We start from the raw sequence: 20,765 nt of genomic DNA, 5'->3' as shown, positions 1-20,765 counted from the left end.
CGCCGCCGCGCGGAGCGCCACTGCCTAGCCTGTGGCGGTCGGGTCCATCCAGATGATCTCCCACTTGTGGCCGTCGAGGTCGTGGAAGGCGCGCTGGTACATCATCCCCATGTCCATCGGCTCGCCCGCCTCGGTCGCGCCCTTCGCGGTCGCCGTTGCGACGAACTCGTCGACCGCCTCACGGCTCTCCGCCGACACCCCGACGAGCACCTCTGACACCTGCGAGGCATCCGCTATCTGTTTGTGGGTGAAGGTGGAGTAGAACTCCTCGACCAGCAGCATCACCGCCGCCTGGTCGTTGATGATCATGTACGTCGCGTTCTCGTCGGTGAACTGCGGGTTGAACTCGAAACCGAGGGCGCCGAAGAAATCGACGGAGCGGGCGAGGTCTTTGACCGGCAGATTCACGAAAATCATTCTGCTCATGGTCACCGACGCTATCGGGGGCCGGTGACGCTTGTAAACGGGTGCGGGCGACGGATGCGCGTAGCCTGTATCCGCCGCACCTTTTCTCGCGGACGCAACGAAAGGCACCACTGTGGACTCCACCCTCCTGCGGCACTTCGAAGCCGCCGCCGAGGAGCTGCACTTCGCGCACGCCGCGAAGCGCGTCGGTGTGCCGCGCTCGTCCCTGCTGCTGTCCATCCGCGCGCTCGAGGAGGAGCTCGGCTACCCGCTGTTCGACCCGGCCGCGTCGAGCACCGTGCTCACCGCAGAGGGCGAGGCGTTTCTCGTCGACGCCCAGCGCCAGTTGAAGGCAATGGCCGCCTCGCAGCGCGCGAACGTGGCCGCTCCGGGCGGCAAGGCGAAGGCGTCGAAGGGCAAGGGCCGCGCGCCCGCGGTCAAGGGCGAACGCAAGCCCGGCAAGCGCCGCCAGTCGCGCTGAGCGGCACTGTCGGTCGCGCCCGCTCCTGTCGACGGGGCCCGATCCTGCTTGCGCTCCAGTTCGGGACGAAGGCGCCAGCGCGCCGTGTAGCGCTTGTACCGAACTGGCGCGGAAACCGGGCGCTCCACGGGCTCAGCGACCGCGGGCTATGTGATGTTGAAGTTGTCGCGGAACGTGTTCGCCGGGTCGTAACGCCGCTTCAACACCCGCAGCCGTTCGAGCGTCGCGGCGGGGAAGGCGTCGTCGAGGCGCCCGTCGCGCACGTCGGTGTCGAAGCTCAGGTAGAGCCCGCCGAAGTGGTGGTAGAGCTCGTCCCACACCCGGTTGAGTCGCTCGGCGTTCGAGCCCAGGGCCACCACGGAGAAGCCTGCCGACCGGTGGGAGTACGCCGTGGCATCCGGCGCGACGTCGGCCACCGCCCCGCCCACCGAGCGGATCTGGAAGAAGTGCACGTCGCCGCTCTCGAGCATCGTCGCGGCGGCGGCCGCGAACTCCGGCGTGATGTGCTCGAGCAGCCCCGACCGTGACTGCGGCTCGCCGTGTCCGGCGTGCGGTGCGTCGCTCGCGTTGGCGATCACGGCCGCGTAGGGCATGATCCGCACCGACTGCTGCACGAGCGGGGCGAGGTCCGCCAACGGCTGCAGCCGGTCGAGCACTGTGTCGGGGTCGTCGGAGTCGACGACCGACATCAGCTGCGCGACCGCCGGTTCGCCCGCCCGCACGGCGCCCATGATGAGGAAGCTCGTGAGGTCGCGCGGCGCCGCCTCGACGACGGCGCCCCAGCCCTCGAGGAAGCCCGCGGTGTCGGAGGCGTCGAAGGCGAGCTGGGCGAACCCGACCTCCCCCACGTCGTCGACCTCGAACTCGAAGGACGTGACGATGCCGAAGTTGGCGCCCGCCCCGCGCACCGCCCAGAACAGATCGGCGTTCTCGGTCTCGCTCGCCGTGACCACGCTGCCGTCGGCGAGCACCATCTCGACGGCGCGCAGGTGGTCGATCGTGAGCCCGTGCTCGCGCACGAGTAAACCGATGCCGCCCGCGGTCGCCAGCCCGCCCACCCCCACTCCGCCGTAGTCGCCTGAGCTGAGGCCCCAGCCGTGCGGCTGGAGGGCCGCGGCGACGTCCATCCAGCGCGCGCCCGGCTGGATGCGCACCCTGCGGGTGGCCACGTCGAGCACCTCGATCGTGTTCATCAGGCCGAGGTCGATGACGATGCCGCCGTCGTTCGTGGACCGGCCGCTGACGCCGTGGCCGCCGCTGCGCACGCCGAGCGGCACAGGCTGCGCCCGCGCGAAGGCTAACGCGCGCACGACCTCGCCGGTGTCGGCGGGGCGCAGCACGAGGCCGGGCGCGCCGCCGCGCATGTAGGTGGAGCGCACGTTCGCGTAGGCGAGGTCGCCGGGCTCTACAGCCGCGATGCCGGCAGGCACGGCGTCGTAGTCGATGCCGTCGCGGCGCAGCGCGATGACCGCCGCCCTCTTCACCGCTCCCGTGGTCGTGCCGGCGGATGCCCGCTCGCGCTCCACTGCCGAACGCAGGGCGGGGGCGACCTCCTCCGCGAACCGCTGCATCGTCGCCGGGTCGTCGCCCGAGAGGATGAACGTAGCCGCCCCGTCGTCGAGCGCGTACGGCAGCAGCTCGTCGACCCACTGCGCGCTCGGCCCCACGAGGAACCCGCCGCTGGCCGTGGCGAACTGGCCGCCGACGTTCACGAGCCGCCGGATCTCGCGGGGGTCGCGGCCCGCGGCGCGCGCGGCCTCGTCGATCACGGCGTTGCCCTTCGCGAAGTCGCCCGGCTGCATGTAGCCGAGCGAGGGGAGCCACCCGTCGGCCGCGCGACCGGTGAGCCGCAGCATCCGCAGTTTGTATGCCCCGACCCAGATCGGGATGTCGTGCGCAGGCAGCGGTCCCCGCTTGGCTCCCGCGAGCGAGTAGTAGTCGCCGTCGACGCGCAGCGGCGCCCGGTCGCCGACCGCCCAGATGCCGCGCATGACGTCGATGGCCTCGGCGAGCGCGTCCACTCCCTGGCCGGGGGTGAGCCGGCGGCCGCCCATCGCCTCGATGGCGTCCCAGAATCCGCCGGCACCGAGCCCGAGGTCGATGCGCCCGCCCGAGAGGAGGTCGAGGCTCGCCGCGGCCCGCGCGGTGACGGCGGGCGGGCGCAGCGGCAGGTTGAGCACGTTCGGGGCGATGTGGATGCGCTCCGTCCTCGCCGCGACCCAGGACATCAGCGTCCACGTGTCGAGGAACGCCGGCTGGTACGGGTGGTCCTGGAAGGTGACGAGGTCGTAGCCGAGCGTCTCGCTCAGCTGCGCCAGAGCGACGGGCGCCTGCGGGTCGCGGTTCGACGGGGTGATGAACGTTCCGAAGTGCAGGGGCAATCCATAGTCGGGCATGTCTCCACTCTGCTCCGGACCGACCGGCGCTGGCAAACCCGGAGTAAGCGGCTTATCATAGGTAAGTGACTACACGGACCCAGCACACCGACATCCAGCACATCGACGACGCCGAGTGCCGCCGTTTCCAGAGCTCCGTCGAACTGGTCGGCAAACGGTGGAGCTCTGGCGTGCTCCTCGCCATCGCGCGGGGCGCGGAACGCTTCAGCGACATCGTCGCCACGGTGCCCGGCCTCTCCGACCGGCTGCTCGCCCAGCGGCTGCGCGAGCTCGAGGCCTCGGGGCTGCTCACGCGCGAGGTCATCGCGTCGACTCCCGTGCAGGTGCGGTACCGGCTCACCCCGCGCGGCGACAATCTGATGGAGTCGATGCAGCCTCTCGTGGCCTGGGGCCAGCGCTGGGGAACCCCGCGGTAGCCTTCCGCCCGGCGCCGCGCGGTGCCAGCATGGATGGATCATTCGAGCACAACGAGGTGATCAATGTCCATCTTCAAGAACGAGACCGACCCGGTCTCGGACTACCAGTCAGAACTCTTCGCCGCAGACGTCTCCGATCAGGGCTTCGTGTCGACCCACACCCGGGTGCTCTCCGCGAACGAGGAGGCGTACGCCGCGTGGGACACCCTCTCCGCAGCCATCGCCGCCTCGATGGGCGCCCGGCGCTACGAGCTGGCGACGCTCGCCGCGGCACTCGGCGCGCGGTCTGCGCACTGCAGGCTCGCCCACGGTCGCAAGTCGCTCGACGTCTTCGGCCGCGACCGGCTGCTCGCCATCGCGCGGGACTACCGCAGCGCCGGGCTCTCCCCCGCCGAGGTGGCGATGATGGAGTTCGCCGAGAAGGTGAGCTCGGCGGCGGCGTCGATGACCGAGGCCGACAGCGCCGGCCTGCGCGAGGTCGGCTTCGACGACCGCGAGATCGTCGACATCGCGCTGGCGGCCGCCGCCCGCAACTTCTACAGCCGAGCCATCCAGTCGCTAGCGATCGAGAGAGACCCGGTCGACCTCGACGACGAGCTCACCGAGGCGCTGCTCGCGGGCATCGCCCCGCACGACGCCTTCCGGCCCGCGCTCGACCGCGCCCACGGTCACGCGCTCGACTGGCTCGACTCCGTGCCGACGCGGCGGGTCGCCCCGTCGGCGACGGCCGAGGACCTCGAGGCGCGGTTCGCGGGACCCCTGCCCGATGGACCGACGGATGCTGCGGACGTCGTCGACGAGCTCGCCGCAATGTGCGAGCCGGGTCTTATGGGCATCGCCTCCGGCAGGTTCTTCGGCTGGGTCATGGGAGGCACCCTGCCAGCGGCGCTCGCCGCGGACTGGCTGGTGAGCACGTGGGACCAGAACTCGGCGATGCGCTTCGCCACCCCCGCCACGGCGGCGGTCGAGGGGATCGCAGGACGATGGATGCTCGAGCTGCTCGGCCTGCCGTCGACCGCGGCCGTCGGGTTCACGACGGGCGGCACCATGGCCAACTTCGTCGGGCTCGCCGCGGGCCGCAAGGCGGTGCTCGACGCTGTCGGCTGGGATCTGCACGAGAACGGTCTCACCGGCGCGCCGCGCATCACGGTGCTCGTCGGCGCGGAGAGCCACGTCTCGGTCGACCTGGCCCTGCGCTACCTCGGGCTCGGCGCGCCGCGCACGGTCGCGAGCGACGACCAGGGCCGCATCGTGCCAGAGGCACTCGGCGAGGCGCTCGCGAACGTCGACGGTCCGGTCATCGTGGGACTGCAGGCGGGCAACCTGCACTCGGGGGCGTTCGATCCGATGCGCGAGTGTGTGCGGCTCGCGCACGAGCACGGCGCCTGGGTGCACGTCGACGGGGCCTTCGGCCTGTGGGCGGCGTCGAGCCCGCTCTACCGGGAGGCGCTCGACGGGCTCGACGGCGCGGACTCGTGGGCGACGGACGCGCACAAGACCCTCAACGTGCCCTACGACTGCGGCGTAGCGATCGTCGCCCGCACCGAGCTGCTGCGGTCGGCGTTCGGCGCGCAGACGAACTACATCATCCAGGGCGACGCGTCGCCGGCAGACCCGTTCGAGAAGGTGCCCGAGATGTCGCGTCGCGCGCGGGAGCTGCCCGTGTGGGCGGCGCTGCGCTCGCTCGGGCGCTCGGGAGCGGTCGCTCTCGTCGAGGGGCTCGCGGCCAACGCCCGAGCGCTCGCCGACGGCCTGTCACGGCTGCCGGGCGTCGAGGTGACCAACCAGGTCGTGTTCACCCAGGTGTGCCTGAGCTTCGGCTCCGACGAGCGCACCCGTCGGGTGACGCAGAGGGTGATGCAGGATGGCGCGGTCTGGATGTCGGGGTCGCGATGGCGTGACCGCGACGTGCTGCGCATCTCGGTGAGCAACTGGTCGACCGACGTCGACGACGTCGCTGCGTCGATCGCCGCCGTGCGACGGGCGATCGCCGCCGTCGACGCGGAGGGCTAGTACGACTGGTCGTCGCGGCGGGCTGGTCGGCGCCCGCGGCCGAGACTCAGGCCGCGACGAGCGGCGTGAGGCCCATCGCCGCGGCGGTCAGCTCGACCGAGCGCAGGCGGTCGTCGAGACCGGAGGAGGCGTGCGCGATTATGAGCTCGTCGGCCCCGGTCTCGCTCGCGAAACCCTCGAGGTAGGCGCGCACGTCGTCGGGGGTGCCGACCGCGGTGTGCCGCATCATGCCGGCGAGCTGGGCGCCCTGCGGCGTCGTGAGGAACTCGTCGATCTGCGCGTCGGTGTAGTCGGGCGTCGAGTCGCCGCGGGAGATCATGCTGCGAACCCGACTGCGGCGCATCGTCTCGAACTGCTGGGTCGCATCCGCCGCGTCCGTCGAGGCGATCGCGTTCACCGCGACGATGAGGTGGGGTGTCGCCGCCTGGGCCGACGGGCGGAAGTCGCGGCGGTAGATGGCGATCGCCTCGTGCAGCGCGTCGGGGGCGAAGTGGGACGCGAACGCGTACGGGAGTCCGAGCGCGGCGGCGAGCTGGGCGCCGAACAGGCTCGAGCCGAGGATGTAGAGCGGCACGTCGGTTCCCGCACCGGGCACCGCCTGCACTCCGGGGATGACCGAGTCTCCGCTGAGGTAGCCCTGGAGCTCGACGATGTCCTGGGGGAACGAGTCGGCCGACCGCGGGTCGCGGCGCAGGGCGCGCATCGTGGTCTGGTCGCTGCCGGGGGCGCGGCCGAGCCCCAGGTCGATGCGTCCCGGGTAGAGGGTGGCGAGGGTGCCGAACTGCTCGGCGATCGTCAGCGGCGCGTGGTTGGGCAGCATGATGCCGCCGGAGCCCAGGCGGATGGTCGAGGTGTGCCCGGCGACGTGGCCGATGAGGATGCTCGTCGCCGACGACGCGATCGTGGGCATGTTGTGGTGCTCGGCGTACCAGACCCGCGTGTAGCCGGTGCGCTCGGCCGTCTGCGCCAATGCGACGCTGCCGGCGAAGCTCTCGCGGGCGGTGGATCCGGGTGCGATCGGGGCGAGGTCGAGGAGGGAGAGCGGAATCGTCATAAGGGATGCAACGCCGGCGGCACGAAATCCTTACCCGCCGCCGCGTGGGAGATTGCCCGGGTGAAGGATCAGGCCACCGGCGTAGCCTGTCGGCATGACCTCGACTCTCGCCACGAAGGCCCCGAAATCGATTCCGCGCACTATCGGACGGATCGGGCTCGGCGCGGTTCTCTTGTTCGCGGGGATCAGCCACCTCACCGTCGCCCGCGAGGAGTTTCGCGCGCAGGTTCCCGAATGGCTGCCGCTCGACGACGACTTCGTCGTGCTCGCCTCTGGCGCGGTCGAGATCGCCATCGGCGGGGCGCTCGTCGCCCTGCCCAAGCAGCGCGTCGCCGTCGGACTGATCGCGGCGGCGTTCTTCGTCGCGATCTTCCCCGGCAACATCTCTCAGCTCGTCACCCGCACCGACGCGTTCGGGCTGAACAGCGACACGAGCCGGGCGGTGCGCCTGGTCTTCCAGCCGGTGCTGGTGCTCTGGGCGCTGTGGTCGACGGGCGCCTGGCGCGCGATCCGCGAGAGCCGCAAGCGCTAGAGCGGTCGGCCGCCCCGGGCGGCACCGCGGTCGCGCAGCCACGACAGGGCAGCGCTCGCCTCGTCACGTTGGAACGCGCGCAGGCTGGGCAGACCCGCCGCAGGCGGCCGGCGGGCGGCGTCGAAGAAGTCTCCGGCGAGACCGGCCAGCACGGCGTCGATGTCGGCGTCAGGGATCTCGGCGAAGAGGTCGTGGCCGGCGAGGATGCTGTCGGTGTCGACCGGCGCACCGCGCAGGCGCGTGTCGAGCAGGTAGGTGAGGGCGTCGAACCAGCGGGCGCCGACGCCCGCCCACGGCCAGTCGACGATGCGCGCGGCTCCCCGCTCGTCGATGAGCACGTTGTCGTCGCGCAGGTCGAGGTGCACGAGGTGGTCGCCGCGCACGGCCTCGGCCCCACGGGCGGCGAGCGCCTCCAGCTCGGTCAGGTGCTCGCGCGCCCACGTCGGCACGAGCTGTGCGTCACCGTCGGCGCGGATCCTCGCCCAGCCCTCGAAGTGCTCGGCGAGCTCCAGGTGCGCCTCGGGCAGGCTCGGCGCGCCGCCGGGGCTCCGCAGCGGCGGCAGCGCCTCGACCGCCGCGAGAACGGCGAGCACGTCGGACTCCGTCGCGTCGCCGCCCGCGTGCCTGCCGGCGATGTCTTCGAGCACGAGGGCGATCCAGTCGCCGTCGTCGACGGAACCGAGAAGTCGCGGTGCGCCCGCGGAGTCGGGCAGCTGGCGCATCACCGCGAGCTCGCGCCGGTGCAGAGCGAAGGCCTGCGGGTGCGCGCGCCGGCCGACGGTCTTCACGAAGGCGCGGCCGCCGTCGGCGCCGACGACCCGGTCGGCGCTGCCGGGCGAGAACCCGCCGCGCTGACTGTCGGCGTCGAGGATCTCTTCGCCGAGCAGCGCCTCCACCCGCAGGCGGAGCTCCGGGGGAAGGTGCCACCACGACATACGTCCCCGTTCGGCTACCACCGATTGAGCATAGCTCGATTGTGGTGCGAAGATGCGCGCTACTCGCTGCGGCCGCTGATGCGTCGCGCCAGCTGGGCGGCGAACGGCCGGATGTCGCCGGCCAGCGTGTCCCACCGCTCCTCGCCCACCGCATCGCGCGAGAAGGTGACCGCGATCGCCGCCGCCGGCCAGCCGGCGTGGTCGAGCACGGCGATCGCGACGGAGGCGATGCCCGGGGTGATGGCACCGTCCTCGGCCGCGTAGCCCCTAGCCCTGGTCTCGTCGAGCAGCCGACGCAGCCCGGCGTAGTCGTGCACGTCGCCGGTGTCGCCTCGCTCGGCGAACGCCGCGCGGTCGGGAAACAGCGCGCGCAGCTGTGCCGCGGGAAGTGCGGCGAGCATGGCGCGACCGCTGGCGGTGAGGTGGCTGGGCAGCCGCACGCCGACGTCGGTCACGAGCGACGGACGGCGACGGGCGCGCTCCTCCACGAGGTAGAGCACGTCGCGGCCGTGCAGCACGGCGAGGTGGGCGCTCTCGCCGATACGGTCGACGGCGGTCGCGAGGATGGGCCGGCCGAGACGCGCGATCGGCTCCTGGCGCGAGAAACCGGAACTCAGCTCGAAGGCGGCGATGCCGATGCCGTAGCGCCGCGCCTCGGGGAAGTGCAGCACGAAGCCCTGCTCCGCCAAGATGCCGAGCAGCCGGTACGCGGTGGAGCGCGGCAGTGCGAGAGCGGCCGCGATCGTCGAGGCGGGCACGGGCCCGCGCTGCGCCGCGAGATAGCTGAGGATGCGCAGAGTGTTGCGGGCGGCCGGCACGTCGGTGCGGGTCGCGGCGGTGCCGCCGGTCGTCATCGCTGCCACCTCCGGGTCATCCGCTGTCCACCTGTCTCTCATTCGAGACACTACTCGCCTGAAGGCCGGGACAGCGGGGGCGCGAACGGTATCGAATGGGGTCATGACCAGCAGTGCGACCGCCGTTCCCGCCAGACCCGCCCACGTCCCGGCCGCCGTGACGGTGGGCATCGGGCCGGTGCTCGCCGACGATGTGGTCGCCGTCGCCCGGTTCGACGCCCGCGTCGAGATCGACGGCGCCGCGCGGGTCGCCGTCGACGCGAGCCGGCGCACGATCGACGACCTGGCGAAGGACCCTCACCCGCACTACGGCATCTCCACCGGGTTCGGGGCGCTCGCCAGCACCTACATCGCGCGGGAGCAGCGCGACCAGCTGCAGCGCAGCCTCATCCGCTCGCACGCCGCCGGCTCGGGACCGGAGGTCGAGCGAGAGGTCGTGCGCTCGCTCATGCTGCTGCGCATCTCGACGCTGCTCACCGGACGCACCGGCATCCGGCTGTCGACCGCGGAGGCGTACGTGGCGATGCTCAACGCCGGCATCACCCCGGTCGTGCGCGAGTACGGGTCGCTCGGCTGCTCCGGCGACCTCGCGCCGCTCGCCCATTGCGCCCTCGCGCTGATGGGCGAGGGCACGGTGCGCGACGCGGCAGGCACCCCGATACCCGCCGCCGAGGCGCTGGCCGCCGCGGGGATCGAGCCGGTGCGGCTGGCCGAGAAGGAGGGGCTAGCGCTGATCAACGGCACCGACGGCATGCTCGGGCAGCTGGCGCTCGCGATCCACGACCTGCGGATGCTCGTCACCACCGCCGACATCGCCGCGTCGATGTCGGTCGAGGCGCTGCTCGGCACCGACGCGGTGTTCGCGGCCGACCTCGCCGCCCTGCGCCCGCAGCTCGGCCAGGCGGTGTCGGCGAGAAACATGCTGCAGATGCTCGCCGGCTCGCCGATCGTCGCCAGCCACCGCAGCCCCGACCACACCGTCGTGCAGGACGCCTACTCGCTGCGCTGTGCCCCGCAGGTGCACGGCGCTGCCCGCGACACCATCGACCACGCGGCGCTCGTCGCCGACCGCGAGCTCGCCTCCGCCGTCGACAACCCCGTCGTCACCCTCGACGGCCGGGTCGAGTCGAACGGCAACTTCCACGGCGCGCCCGTCGCCTACGTGCTCGACTTCCTCGCCATCGTCACCGCCGACGTCGCGAGCATGTCGGAGCGCCGCACCGACCGTATGCTCGACCCGAACCGCAGCCACGGCCTGCCCGCCTTCCTCGCCCACGACGCCGGTGTCGACAGCGGGCTGATGATCGCGCAGTACACGGCCGCCGGCATCGTCTCGGAGCTCAAGCGCCTCGCCGTTCCGGCGTCGGTCGACTCGATCCCGTCGTCGGCGATGCAGGAGGACCACGTGTCGATGGGCTGGGCGGGCGCCCGCAAACTGCGCATCGCTATCGACGGACTCTCGCGCGTGATCGCGATCGAGGTGATGACGGCCGCTCGCGCCCTCGACCTGCGCGCACCGCTCACGCCCGCGCCCGCGACGGGCGCGGTGCTCGCCCGGGTGCGCCGCGAGGTCGAGGGGCCGGGCCCCGACCGCTACCTCTCGCCCGAGATCGAGCTCGTCGCCGAGGCCGTGCGCTCCGGTGACGTGTGCGACGCGGCCGCACCCTTCCTGACATCCGCCCCCTCGCTCCAGAATTCGCCCTGAACCGACCGACAGGATCACCGTGACCGAATCGCACACCCCCCGCCCCGTTCGCGCCGCCCGCGGCACGACGCTCACGGCGAAGAGCTGGCAGACCGAGGCGCCGCTGCGCATGCTGATGAACAACCTCGATCCCGAGGTGGCCGAGCGCCCCGACGACCTCGTCGTCTACGGCGGCACCGGAAGGGCGGCGCGCAGCTGGGAGGCGTTCGACGCGATCGTGCGCACCCTCGAGACCCTCGACGACGACGAGACGCTGCTCGTGCAGTCGGGCAAGCCGGTCGGGGTGTTCCGCACGAACGAGTGGGCGCCGCGGGTGCTGATCGCGAACTCGAACCTCGTCGGCGACTGGGCGACGTGGCCCGAGTTCCGCCGCCTCGAGGCGCTCGGCCTCACGATGTACGGGCAGATGACCGCCGGGTCGTGGATCTACATCGGCACCCAGGGGATTCTGCAGGGCACCTACGAGACCTTCGCCGCCATCGCCGACAAGAGGTTCGCGGGCACGCTCGCCGGCACGCTGACGCTCACCGGGGGCGCCGGCGGCATGGGCGGGGCGCAGCCGCTCGCCGTCACCCTCAACGAGGGCGCGGTGCTCATCGTCGACGTCGACCCCGCCCGGCTGCGGCGCCGGGTCGACCACGGCTACCTCGACGAGATGACGGACGATCTGGATGACGCGATCGCCCGGGTCACCGCGGCGAGGTCGAGCCGCACCGCGCTCTCGGTGGGGCTCGTCGGCAACGCCGCGACCGTGTTTCGCGAACTGCTCGCCCGCGGTGTGCCGATAGACATCGTCACCGACCAGACGTCGGCGCACGACCCGTTGAGCTACCTGCCCGAGGGGGTGTCGCTCGACGAGTGGCACTCGCTCGCCGCGGCCGACCCCGAGGGCTTCACCGAGCGCGCGCGAACGTCGATGGCGAAGCAGGTGCAGGCGATGGTCGACTTCCAGGACGCCGGCGCCGAGGTGTTCGACTACGGCAACTCGATCCGCGCCGAGGCCCTGCTCGGCGGCTGCGAGCGGGCCTTCGACTTCCCCGGGTTCGTGCCGACGTACATCCGCCCGCTCTTCGCAGAGGGCAAGGGTCCTTTCCGCTGGGTCGCCCTCTCCGGCGACCCGGCCGACATCGCCGCGACCGACCGGGCCATTCTCGAGCTCTTCCCGCACGACGAGAAGCTGCGGCGCTGGATCACCTCGGCCGGCGAGAAGGTCGCGTTCGAGGGGCTGCCGGCGCGCATCTGCTGGCTCGGCTACAAGGAGCGCCACCTCGCCGGGCTGAGGTTCAACGAGATGGTCGCATCGGGCGAGCTGAGCGCGCCCGTGGTGATCGGACGCGATCATCTCGACGCCGGTTCGGTGGCCTCCCCGTACCGCGAGACCGAGGGCATGGCCGACGGCTCCGACGCCATCGCCGACTGGCCGCTGCTGAACGCGCTGCTCAACACCGCCTCGGGTGCGACGTGGGTATCGATCCACCACGGCGGCGGAGTCGGCATCGGCCGCAGCATCCATGCCGGTCAGGTGATCGTGGCCGACGGCACCGCGCTCGCGGCGCAGAAGATCGAACGGGTGCTGACCAACGACCCCGGCACCGGGGTGATGCGGCACGTCGACGCGGGATACGAGCGGGCGGCCGAGGTCGCCCGCGAGCGCGGACTGCGCGTGCCGATGTGGGAACAGTGAGCCTCGCCGAGATCGCCGACGTCGGCCGCGACCGGGTGCGCGGGGGCTACTCGCGGCACCTCTTCGAGCCCGCCGACCTCGAGCTGCGCGAATGGTTCGTCGATCGCGCCATCCGCACCGGTCTCGACGTCGAGACCGACCGCAACGGCAACCTGTGGGCGTGGTGGGGAGAGCCCGGGCCGGACGCCGTCGTCACCGGCAGCCACCTCGACTCTGTGCCGGGCGGCGGGGCGTTCGACGGGCCCCTCGGCGTGGTCTCGGCCCTCGACGCCGTCGCCCGGCTGAAGACGTCCGGCTTCGTGCCCTCGCGCCCCGTGGCCGTGGTCGTCTTCGCCGAGGAGGAGGGGTCGCGGTTCGGCGTCGCCTGCCTCGGCTCGCGGCTGCTGACCGGGGCGATCGACCCCGACGCCGCCCGTCGGCTCACCGACACCCACGGGGTCACCCTCGCCGAGGCGGCGAGCGCGGCCGGCCTCGACCCTGCACACCTCGGGCCCGACCCTGAGGCACTGTCGCGCATGGGCGTCTTCGTCGAGCTGCACGTCGAGCAGGGCCGCGGGCTGGTCGATCTCGGTGCCCCGGTCGGGCTCGCGTCGTCGATCCTCGCGCACGGCCGCTGGCGGATCACCGTCACCGGCCAGGGCAACCACGCGGGCGCCACGACGATGGCCGAGCGCCGCGACCCCGTCGTCGCCGCGGCCCGCACCATCGTCGCCGTGCACGACGCCGCGCTCGCCTCCCCCGGCTCCCGCGCCACCGTCGGACGCATCGCCGTGGTGCCCGGCGGAACGAACGTCATCGCCTCCTCCGCGACCGCCTGGCTCGACGCCCGCGCGGCGACGAACGCGTCGACGCTGGCCCTCGTCGACGACGTCCGGCGGCGGGCGGAAGCCGCGGTGGCGGATTCCGGATGCACCGTGACGGTCGTCCTCGAATCGTGGAGCGACCTCGTCGAGTTCGACCCGGCGCTCTCGGCCGGTCTCGCAGGCACCCTCGGCGGCGTCCCGCTGCTCGCCTCCGGAGCAGGACACGACGCGGGAGTACTGGCGGCCCGCGTACCGAGCGCGATGCTGTTCGTGCGCAACCCGACCGGCGTCTCGCACTCCCCCGAGGAGTTCGCCGAGACCGCGGACTGCGCCGCGGGCGTCGACGCGCTGGAACGACTGCTGAGGTCGCTGCTGTGAGCTACTGGTGCGCGGCGACGGTCGTCGACGGCATCGTCACCCGCGCGGTGCGGATCACCGCCGGCACCGACGGCCGCATCGTCGATGTGACGGCGGGGGTCCCCCGGCGCGACGACGACATCGCGTTGGGAGTGGTCATGCCGGGCGCCGGCAACGCGCACTCGCACGCGTTCCACCGCCTGCTGCGCGGCCGCACGCACGGCGCCGGCGGCGACTTCTGGCTCTGGCGCGAGGCGATGTACGCCGCGGCCGCCCGGCTCGACCCGGCGCTGTACCGCGAGGTCGCCCGGGCCGTCTTCGCCGAGATGCTCGTCTGCGGCTACACGGCGGTCGGCGAGTTCCACTACCTGCACCACCGCCACGACGGTGCCGCATACGCGGAGCCGCACGCGATGGAGCTCGCCCTCGCGCACGCCGCCCGCGACGTCGGCATCCGGCTCGTGCTGCTCGACACCGTGTACCTCGCGGGCGGCATCGGCGCGCCGCTCGAACCGCGGCAGCGTGCCTTCGGCGACGGCTCGGCCGAGGGCTGGCTGCGACGGTGGCACGCGCTGGACGCGGCGCTCCCGGTCGACGGCCTCGTCACACTGGGGGCCGCGATCCACTCGGTGCGCGCGGTGTCACGCGGCGACATCCGCACCGTTGTCGACGGCCTGCCACCGCACGTCCCGCTGCACGTGCACGTCTCCGAGCAGCCGCGGGAGAACGCCGAGTCGCTCGCCGCCTACGGCCTCTCCCCCGTCGGGGTGCTCGCTGAGGCTGGAGCGCTCGGCCCGCGCCTCGCTCTGGTGCACGCCACCCATCTCAGCGACGCCGACGTTGCCGCGGTCGGCGCCGCCGGGGCGCAGGTCGTGATCTGCCCGACGACGGAGGCCGACCTCGGCGACGGCATCGGCCCCGCCCGGCGCCTCGCCGACGCGGGCGCCCGCATCGCGCTCGGCTCCGACCAGAACGCCGTCGTCGACCCGTTTCTCGAGATGCGCGGACTCGAGGCGGGCGAGCGTCTGGCCTCGGGGCGTCGCGGATGCTTCGATCCCGCCGCCCTCGCGGGTGCGGCCGGCGCCGGCGGCTACGCGGCCCTCGGTCTCGGGCCGCACGCGCTGGCCGTCGGCGACCACTGCGACCTGATCGAGGTCGACACGGGGAGCGTCCGCACGGCGGGCAGCGCCCTCGCACAGCTGCCGCTCTCCGCGACCGCGGCCGACGTGCGCCGGGTGGTGGTGGCTGGACGCGTCGTCGCCGACGGCGGGATACTCGTCGGGGCAGGCGACGGCGCCGCGGGCACGGCCGGGACCGAACCGGCGACACTGCTGCGCTCGGCGATCGCCGCCGTCGACGGCGTCGCAGCGAGGGAGGAATCGCGATGAGCACACACCTCGTCACCGGCATCAGCGAGCTCACGACGCAGTCGTCCGAGGAGGCACGGCCCGAATCCGCCGAGAACCGCGTGCTCGACGCTGCGATGATCGTCGAGCACGGTCGCATCGCGTGGATCGGGCCAGCCGCGAACGCGCCGGCCGCCGACCAGCGCACCGACCTCGGCGGACGCGCAGTGCTTCCCGGCTGGGTCGACACCCACACGCATCTCGTCTTCGCGGGTGACCGCTCGGCCGAGTTCGAGGCGCGCATGGCCGGACAGCCGTACTCCGCCGGCGGCATCGCGACGACGGTCGCCGCCACCCGGGCCGCGACCGAGGAGCAGCTCGTGGTAAACGCGCTGCGGCTGCGGCTCGAGGCCGCGCGGCAGGGCACCACGTTCCTCGAGACGAAGACGGGCTACGGGCTCGACCTGGAGAGCGAGACCCGCTCGGCGGTCGCCGCGGCGGCCGTCGCCGACGTGGTCAGCTACCTCGGCGCCCACGTGGTGCCGCCCGGGATCGACCGGCGCGACTACCTCGACCTGGTCACCGGGCCGATGCTCGCGGCGGTCGCCCCGTACGCCGGCTTCGTCGACGTGTTCTGCGAGACCGGGGCCTTCGACGTCGAGGAGTCGCGCGAGGTGCTGCTCGCCGGCCGGGCGGCGGGGCTCGGGGTGCGGGTGCACGGCAACCAGCTCGGCCACAGCGGCGGGGTGGCCCTCGCGGTGGAGCTCGGTGCGAGCAGCGTCGACCACTGCAACCACCTGTCCGACGCCGACGTCGCGGCCCTCGCCGACTCGCCGACCGTGGCGACGCTGCTTCCCGCGTGCGACCTGTCGACCCGGCAGCCTCTCGCTCCGGCGCGACGGCTGCTCGACGCGGGCGCCTCGATCGCGTTCGCCACCAACTGCAACCCGGGCAGCTCGTACACGTCGTCGATGGCGTTCTGCGTCGCCACGGCGGTGCTGCAGATGGGGCTGACGGTTCGGGAGGCGGTGTGGGCGGCGACCCGGGGTGCAGCGCGTACCGTCGGCGCGGAGCTCGGGCCCGGCGCCGTCGGCTCGCTGCGCACGGGAGGCCATGCGAGCTTCCAGGTGCTCGACGCGCCATCCGTCTCGCATCTCGCCTACCGGCCCGGCGTGCCCCTCACGGTCGCCGTCTGGAAGAACGGCGAGCGCCTGGGCTTCGCACCGCCCGCCGGTGGGCTCAGCCTCTGACCCGCTAGACCTTCTTGACGACGCTCGACTTGAGCTGCATCGAGCCGAATCCGTCGATCTTGCAGTCGATGTCGTGGTCTCCGACGCCGTCGATCAGGCGGATGTTGCGCACCTTCGTGCCGACCTTGAGCACGTTGCCGCTGCTGCCCTTGACCTTGAGGTCCTTGAGGATGCTCACCGTGTCTCCGTCGGCGAGCACCGTGCCGACGGCGTCGCGCACGACCCGCTCGCCCTCCGGCTCGTCGGCCGCGGCCTCGACCGGCGCCCACTCGTGCGCGCACATCGGGCACACCAGCAGCGAGCCCATCTCGTAGGCGAGGTCGCTCGCGCAGTTCGGGCAGAGCGGCAGTGATTCGGGCATGTGGCTTCTCTCGTTCGGGTAGGGCTGCAGTTCGGGCGTCGGGCTACAGCGCGCGCTGCAGCCCGACGCCCGGGCTGGCGCGCAACGCGCGCTCAGGCGCCGCGCAGCTCGACCTCGCCGGGCTTGGTCGCGTCGAAGACGAGGTGCCGGTTGGCGATCTTGTCGGTGAAGAACCGGTCGTGGCTCACGACGACCACGGCGCCGGGGAAGTGCACGAGGGCGCGCTCCATCACCTGCGTGCTCGCCATGTCGAGGTGGTTGGTCGGCTCGTCGAGCAGGAGGACGGATGCCCCGCTGAGCAGACACTGGGCCATGGCGACGCGTGCGCGCTGTCCGCCCGAGAGGTTGCCGATGCGGTTCTTCAGATCGGCCTCGGAGAAATGGAACATGGTCAGGAAGCGTCCGACCGACTTGCGGGTCGCGGTGAGGGCGAGGCTGTCGGGCATGGCGTTCACGGCGTGCACCACGGTGTCGCTGTCGTCGAGCTCGTCGAGCATCTGGTTGTAGGAGACGATCTTCGCACCGGAGGCCCAGTCGGCGCGGCCGTGGTCGGCCTTCTCCTCGCCGGTGAGCACGCGCAGCAGGGTCGTCTTTCCGCTGCCGTTCGAGCCGAGCACGACGATGCGGTTGCCGCGGCGGATCTCGAAGGTCAGGTCGTCGAACAGCACCTTGTCGCCGTAGCTCTTGCTGAGCGACTCGACGCGGCAGAGCACGTCTTTCACGTGCAGCCCGCCGTAGATCTCGGTGATGATCTGGTCGACGGGGCGCGGCGCCCGCGACTTCTTGATGTTCGACAGCTGCTTGTCGAGGTTCTTGCTCGCGGCCTTCGCGGCCTCGCGCCGGTCGGAGATGCCCTCGGCCTCGAAGGCGAGCAGCTCGGACTCGTGCTGGAACTGCGCCTCGAGGGTCTTCAGCCGAAACTGCTTCTGCACGACGTACTCGCCGAAGTTGCCGGGGTACTCGTGCAGGTGGAAATTCTCGACCTCGATGATGCGCGTGACGACGACGTCGAGGAATTTGCGGTCGTGCGAGACGATGATGGCGGCGCCGCGGAACTCGCGGAACCAGGCCTCGAGCCACTCCACTCCGGCGACGTCGAGGTAGTTGGTCGGTTCGTCGAGCAGCAGCACGTCGGGCTGCTCGAGCACGATCTTCGCCAGGGCGGCGCGGTTGCGCCATCCGCCCGAGAGCTCGTCGATCGCACAGATGCGGTGCGCCTCGGTGAAGCCGAGGGTCGTGAGGGCGGTGTCGATGCGCCGCTTGTAGTCCCAGCCGTCGAGGCGGTCCATCTCCTCGAACAGCTCGGACTGGCGCAGGATCAGCGCGTCGAGGTCGGCGCTCGGGTCGGCCGCGATGGCCTGGTCGATCTGGGCGAGCTCGGCCTCCGTGGCCTTGATCTCGACGAACAGCGCGTCGAGGACGTCGGTGATGGATGCTTCGCCGTTGAGCTCCGAGAACTGGGAGAAGTAGCCCAGCTTGAGTCCTGGCTCGACCGTGACGGTTCCGGCGTCGGGACTCACCTGTTCGAGCACGAGCTTGAGCAGCGTCGACTTGCCCGAGCCGTTGCGCCCGATGAGGCCGACCCGGTCGCCGCTCTCGAGGCGGAAGAACGCCTCGCGCAGAATCTGGGTGTTCTCGAAGCGCACTTCGACGTCGTTCAGTCTGATCAGGCTCATGCCGGGTTCCTCTCGAGGCGGTGCGCTTCGACAGGCTCAGCGACCTCTAGGCTACCCGGCTCAGGGGGTGAGCAGGCGGCGCGCGACCGCGCGGGCCACGACGAAGGGCTCCGCGAAGGTGTGCATCCCGACGGTGACGATGGCTCCTTCGTAGAGCAGCATCAGCGACTGCGCGGTGGCCTCCGGGTCGGAGATGCCGGCCTCGCGGCTCAGCTCGGCGAAGACGTCGAGCAGCCAGACCTTCTGCCGTGTCACCTCCGGAAAGACCGACCGCGCGCCATCCGAATCGCTCACCTCGGCTCGCGCGTTGATCGCGCTGCAGCCCTTGGGATTGTTGTCGTCGCTCCAGGAGATCGCGGCGTCGAAGATCGTCAGCACCCGCTCGGGGCCGGGCTCCGGCACCGCTTGCAGCGCGGCGGCGACGTGCGCTCTCCACCGGGCGTCGCGGTGCTGCAGGTACGCGACGACGAGGGCGTCTTTCGAGCCGAAGCGGTCGTAGAGGGTCTTCTTCGAGACACCGGCCGCCTCGGAGATCGTGTCGACGCCGACAGCGTGGATGCCCCGTTCGTAGAACAGCTCGGACGCGGCATCCAGCACACGGCGAGCGCCGGGGGTGAGCGGTGCGAGCTCGGGAACGGGGGTCGTCATGCTTCAACTATACAGACCTGTATAGTCAAGCCAATGGCTAAACAGACCTGTCTACTTCGTGGCGCGCTCACCGTCGGAGCCTCGATCGTGTTCGTACTGGCCTGGAGTTCGGGCTTCATCGCAGCGAAGGTCGCCACCGTAGACGGCTCGATGTGGACGTTGCTGCTCTGGCGCTATGTCCTCCTCGCCGCGGCGTTGCTCGTGGCCTGCGTCGCAACCGGTGCTCTCCGCGGGCTGCAGCTGCCGCAACTTCGGAGGCAGGCGGCCGTCGGCGCATTCTCGCAGCTGGGTTACGTGATCTTCGTCTACGCGTCGGTCGCCGCGGGAATCAGCACCGGCACGACGGCCCTGATCGACGCCGTGCAGCCTCTCGTGGTCGCAACCCTGGTCGGCCCGGTTCTCGGACTCCGCGTGCGTGGTGCCTCGTGGCTCGGACTGGCTCTCGGCGTCGTCGGCGTCGCGTTGGTCGTGGGGTCGCAACTGGAGGCGAGCGCCGCGCCAACCGCCTACGCCCTGCCCGTGCTGGCCATGCTCTGCCTGATCGCCGCGACATTCATCGACCGGCGCCGCCCGAACGATCTGCCGATTCTCGCCACTCTCACCATCCACGTGGTCGTGGTCGTCGCGGCGCTCGCGATCGTCGCGGTCGTCACGGGACACGCCGTGCCACCCGCCGCAGCCGGGTTCTGGGCGGTGACGGCCTTCACCGCCGCCGTACCGTCTCTTCTCGCTTACGGCCTCTACTGGTGGTTGATCCGGCGCATCGGTGTCACCAAGCTCAATGCGTTGCTGTTCGCCGTGGCTCCGACCACGGCGGTGGCGGGGGCGGTCGCCTTCGGCGAGGAGTTCTCGGCGCTGACCCTGATCGGGTTCGTGGTGTGCGCCGTCGCGGTGACCCTCGTGCTGGTGGCGGAGGGCCGCGGTGCCGGCCCCGACCGGCAGGCCGCCCAGACCGCCCAGACCGCCCCTTTCGCGCACCGGTCGGCGGTGCCAGCATTGACCCGTGACGGCGGCACACGGCCCCGCGCGCCGAGGAGGTGACGAGGTGATCGAGGTGAAGCCGGCCCACGACTTCGACGGCGTGGCCACGATGCTCGGCCCGAAGAAGCCCGAGTCGTCGGTGTGCTGGTGCCTGTCCTGGCGGCTGAGCTCGAAGGAGAACCGCGAGCTCGTCGGGGTCGCCCGCGCCGACAGGGTGCGCGAGTTGTGCGCGCGCGATGTGGCCCCCGGCGTGCTCGCCTACCTCGACGGCGAGGTCGTCGGCTGGGGCGGCGTCGCGCCGCGCTCCGAGCTCTACCCGATCGAGAACTCGCGCAAGATCCCCCACGTCGACGACCTGCCGGTCTGGTCGCTCTGGTGCATGCGCGTGCGCCCCGGCTTCCGCAAGCAGGGGGTCACTCGCGCGCTCATCGACGGTGCGGTCGACTACGCCCGTCGCTCCGGGGCGCCGGTCGTCGAGAGCTACCCGGTCGACAACCGGGGCGAGCGCGTCGACCAGACCATGGCATTCGTGGGCACGCGGGCGATGTTCGAGCGCGCGGGGTTTGCGAAGGTCGCCGACACCGACTCGGTCTCGGGCGGAGTTCCTCGCATCGTTATGCGACTGGCACTGACCCCGTGACATCCGCCCGCCACCGACCGTAAGCTGAGGCCATGTCGAATACGAGAGTCCGACCGTCGCTGAAGACACTGACCCTGATCGCCGTCGCCTACAGCGCGGTCATCATCGCCCTGGGCGTGTGGGTGTCGGTATCGACCGGCGAATGGCTCGCCCTCGTCTGCGCGCTCGGTCTCGTCGTCGTCCCGCTGGGCGTCGTCGGGAGGCGCAAGGCCCTCTGACCGGGGCGGC

20 protein-coding genes are annotated in these 20,765 nt (G+C 71.8%); 12 read left to right on the top strand and 8 right to left on the bottom strand.

What is annotated here, in order from left to right:
- Positions 1–24: 24 nt before the first annotated feature.
- The gene (locus ABIE21_RS00245; protein WP_354022780.1) at positions 25–426 is read right to left on the bottom strand and encodes a VOC family protein; all 402 of its coding nucleotides are present in this window, start codon (positions 424–426) and stop codon (positions 25–27) included.
- A 112-nt stretch (positions 427–538) separates the two neighbouring features.
- Between ABIE21_RS00245 and ABIE21_RS00240 the strand changes: the two genes are divergently transcribed.
- Entirely contained in the window at positions 539–886 is a 348-nt protein-coding gene (locus tag ABIE21_RS00240; protein WP_354022779.1) for a LysR family transcriptional regulator, read from the top strand.
- Between the two features lie 146 nt (positions 887–1,032).
- Here the strand turns inward: ABIE21_RS00240 and ABIE21_RS00235 are convergent, their stop codons facing one another.
- Positions 1,033–3,282 (bottom strand): LLM class flavin-dependent oxidoreductase, encoded by a 2,250-nt coding sequence (locus tag ABIE21_RS00235; protein WP_354022778.1) that lies wholly within the window; start codon positions 3,280–3,282, stop codon positions 1,033–1,035.
- Positions 3,283–3,347: 65 nt separating this feature from the next.
- Here ABIE21_RS00235 and ABIE21_RS00230 point away from each other — a divergent pair, with 65 nt between their 5' ends.
- Both ABIE21_RS00230 and ABIE21_RS00225 read left to right on the top strand, forming a co-directional pair.
- A complete protein-coding gene (locus ABIE21_RS00230; protein ID WP_354022777.1) occupies positions 3,348–3,698 on the top strand; it encodes a winged helix-turn-helix transcriptional regulator in 351 nt (116 codons plus the stop codon).
- 621 nt (positions 3,699–4,319) lie between these two features.
- Positions 4,320–5,711, top strand: a complete 1,392-nt coding sequence (locus tag ABIE21_RS00225; protein ID WP_354024373.1) for a pyridoxal phosphate-dependent decarboxylase family protein — start codon at positions 4,320–4,322, stop codon at positions 5,709–5,711.
- A 46-nt stretch (positions 5,712–5,757) separates the two neighbouring features.
- On the opposite strand, the gene ABIE21_RS00220 is transcribed toward ABIE21_RS00225, so the two are convergent.
- Complete coding sequence (locus ABIE21_RS00220) at positions 5,758–6,765, bottom strand: LLM class flavin-dependent oxidoreductase (protein WP_354022776.1); 1,008 nt, start codon at positions 6,763–6,765, stop codon at positions 5,758–5,760.
- 94 nt (positions 6,766–6,859) lie between these two features.
- On the opposite strand from ABIE21_RS00220, the gene ABIE21_RS00215 reads away from it, so the two are divergent.
- Complete coding sequence (locus ABIE21_RS00215) at positions 6,860–7,297, top strand: DoxX family protein (RefSeq protein WP_354022775.1); 438 nt, start codon at positions 6,860–6,862, stop codon at positions 7,295–7,297.
- Here the strand turns inward: ABIE21_RS00215 and ABIE21_RS00210 are convergent.
- Together ABIE21_RS00210 and ABIE21_RS00205 are read right to left on the bottom strand one after the other, a co-directional pair.
- Positions 7,294–8,253, bottom strand: coding sequence for a hypothetical protein (locus ABIE21_RS00210; protein WP_354022774.1), 960 nt, complete (start codon positions 8,251–8,253; stop codon positions 7,294–7,296). The genes ABIE21_RS00215 and ABIE21_RS00210 overlap by 4 nt on opposite strands.
- Positions 8,254–8,291: 38 nt before the next feature.
- Positions 8,292–9,086 carry an IclR family transcriptional regulator gene (locus tag ABIE21_RS00205; RefSeq protein ID WP_354024372.1) on the bottom strand — a complete coding sequence of 265 codons (795 nt, stop codon included), beginning with the start codon at positions 9,084–9,086 and terminating at the stop codon, positions 8,292–8,294.
- A 103-nt stretch (positions 9,087–9,189) separates the two neighbouring features.
- Between ABIE21_RS00205 and hutH the strand changes: the two genes are divergently transcribed.
- From hutH to hutI, 5 genes are read left to right on the top strand one after another with little or no spacing between them, the layout of a single operon-like run.
- The gene (gene hutH / locus ABIE21_RS00200; protein ID WP_354022773.1) at positions 9,190–10,791 is read left to right on the top strand and encodes a histidine ammonia-lyase; all 1,602 of its coding nucleotides are present in this window, start codon (positions 9,190–9,192) and stop codon (positions 10,789–10,791) included.
- 19 nt (positions 10,792–10,810) lie between these two features.
- Positions 10,811–12,475: a urocanate hydratase gene (gene hutU / locus ABIE21_RS00195; RefSeq protein WP_354022772.1), complete on the top strand. Its 1,665-nt coding sequence runs from the start codon at positions 10,811–10,813 to the stop codon at positions 12,473–12,475.
- Positions 12,463–13,656 (top strand): allantoate amidohydrolase, encoded by a 1,194-nt coding sequence (locus ABIE21_RS00190; RefSeq protein WP_354022771.1) that lies wholly within the window; start codon positions 12,463–12,465, stop codon positions 13,654–13,656. Before hutU ends, ABIE21_RS00190 begins: the two co-directional genes overlap by 13 nt.
- Positions 13,653–15,023 carry a formimidoylglutamate deiminase gene (locus ABIE21_RS00185; protein ID WP_354022770.1) on the top strand — a complete coding sequence of 457 codons (1,371 nt, stop codon included), beginning with the start codon at positions 13,653–13,655 and terminating at the stop codon, positions 15,021–15,023. The genes ABIE21_RS00190 and ABIE21_RS00185 overlap by 4 nt, the downstream gene beginning before the upstream one ends.
- A complete protein-coding gene (gene hutI, locus ABIE21_RS00180; RefSeq protein WP_354022769.1) occupies positions 15,020–16,231 on the top strand; it encodes an imidazolonepropionase in 1,212 nt (403 codons plus the stop codon). Before ABIE21_RS00185 ends, hutI begins: the two co-directional genes overlap by 4 nt.
- Before the next feature lie 4 nt (positions 16,232–16,235).
- Here the strand turns inward: hutI and ABIE21_RS00175 are convergent, their stop codons facing one another.
- From ABIE21_RS00175 to ABIE21_RS00165, 3 genes are all read right to left on the bottom strand, one after another.
- A complete protein-coding gene (locus tag ABIE21_RS00175) occupies positions 16,236–16,592 on the bottom strand; it encodes a zinc ribbon domain-containing protein YjdM (RefSeq protein WP_354022768.1) in 357 nt (118 codons plus the stop codon).
- A gap of 92 nt (positions 16,593–16,684) precedes the next feature.
- Positions 16,685–18,268 (bottom strand): ABC-F family ATP-binding cassette domain-containing protein, encoded by a 1,584-nt coding sequence (locus ABIE21_RS00170; RefSeq protein WP_354022767.1) that lies wholly within the window; start codon positions 18,266–18,268, stop codon positions 16,685–16,687.
- A 60-nt stretch (positions 18,269–18,328) separates the two neighbouring features.
- Positions 18,329–18,916, bottom strand: coding sequence for a TetR/AcrR family transcriptional regulator (locus ABIE21_RS00165; RefSeq protein WP_354022766.1), 588 nt, complete (start codon positions 18,914–18,916; stop codon positions 18,329–18,331).
- A gap of 33 nt (positions 18,917–18,949) precedes the next feature.
- On the opposite strand from ABIE21_RS00165, the gene ABIE21_RS00160 reads away from it, so the two are divergent.
- Genes ABIE21_RS00160 through ABIE21_RS00150 form a run of 3 tightly spaced genes read left to right on the top strand, consistent with a single transcriptional unit; the run spans position 18,950 to position 20,755 of the window.
- Entirely contained in the window at positions 18,950–19,957 is a 1,008-nt protein-coding gene (locus tag ABIE21_RS00160) for a DMT family transporter (RefSeq protein ID WP_354022765.1), read from the top strand.
- 49 nt (positions 19,958–20,006) lie between these two features.
- Complete coding sequence (locus ABIE21_RS00155) at positions 20,007–20,537, top strand: GNAT family N-acetyltransferase (RefSeq protein WP_354024371.1); 531 nt, start codon at positions 20,007–20,009, stop codon at positions 20,535–20,537.
- A gap of 32 nt (positions 20,538–20,569) precedes the next feature.
- On the top strand, positions 20,570–20,755 hold the full coding sequence (locus ABIE21_RS00150) for a hypothetical protein (protein WP_354022764.1): 186 nt from the start codon (positions 20,570–20,572) through the stop codon (positions 20,753–20,755).
- Positions 20,756–20,765: the final 10 nt, after the last annotated feature.

The organism is Conyzicola nivalis (assembly GCF_040548875.1).
Taxonomy (GTDB): Bacteria; Actinomycetota; Actinomycetes; order Actinomycetales; family Microbacteriaceae; genus Conyzicola; species Conyzicola nivalis_A.
This window is presented reverse-complemented; position numbering and strand designations above follow the sequence as displayed.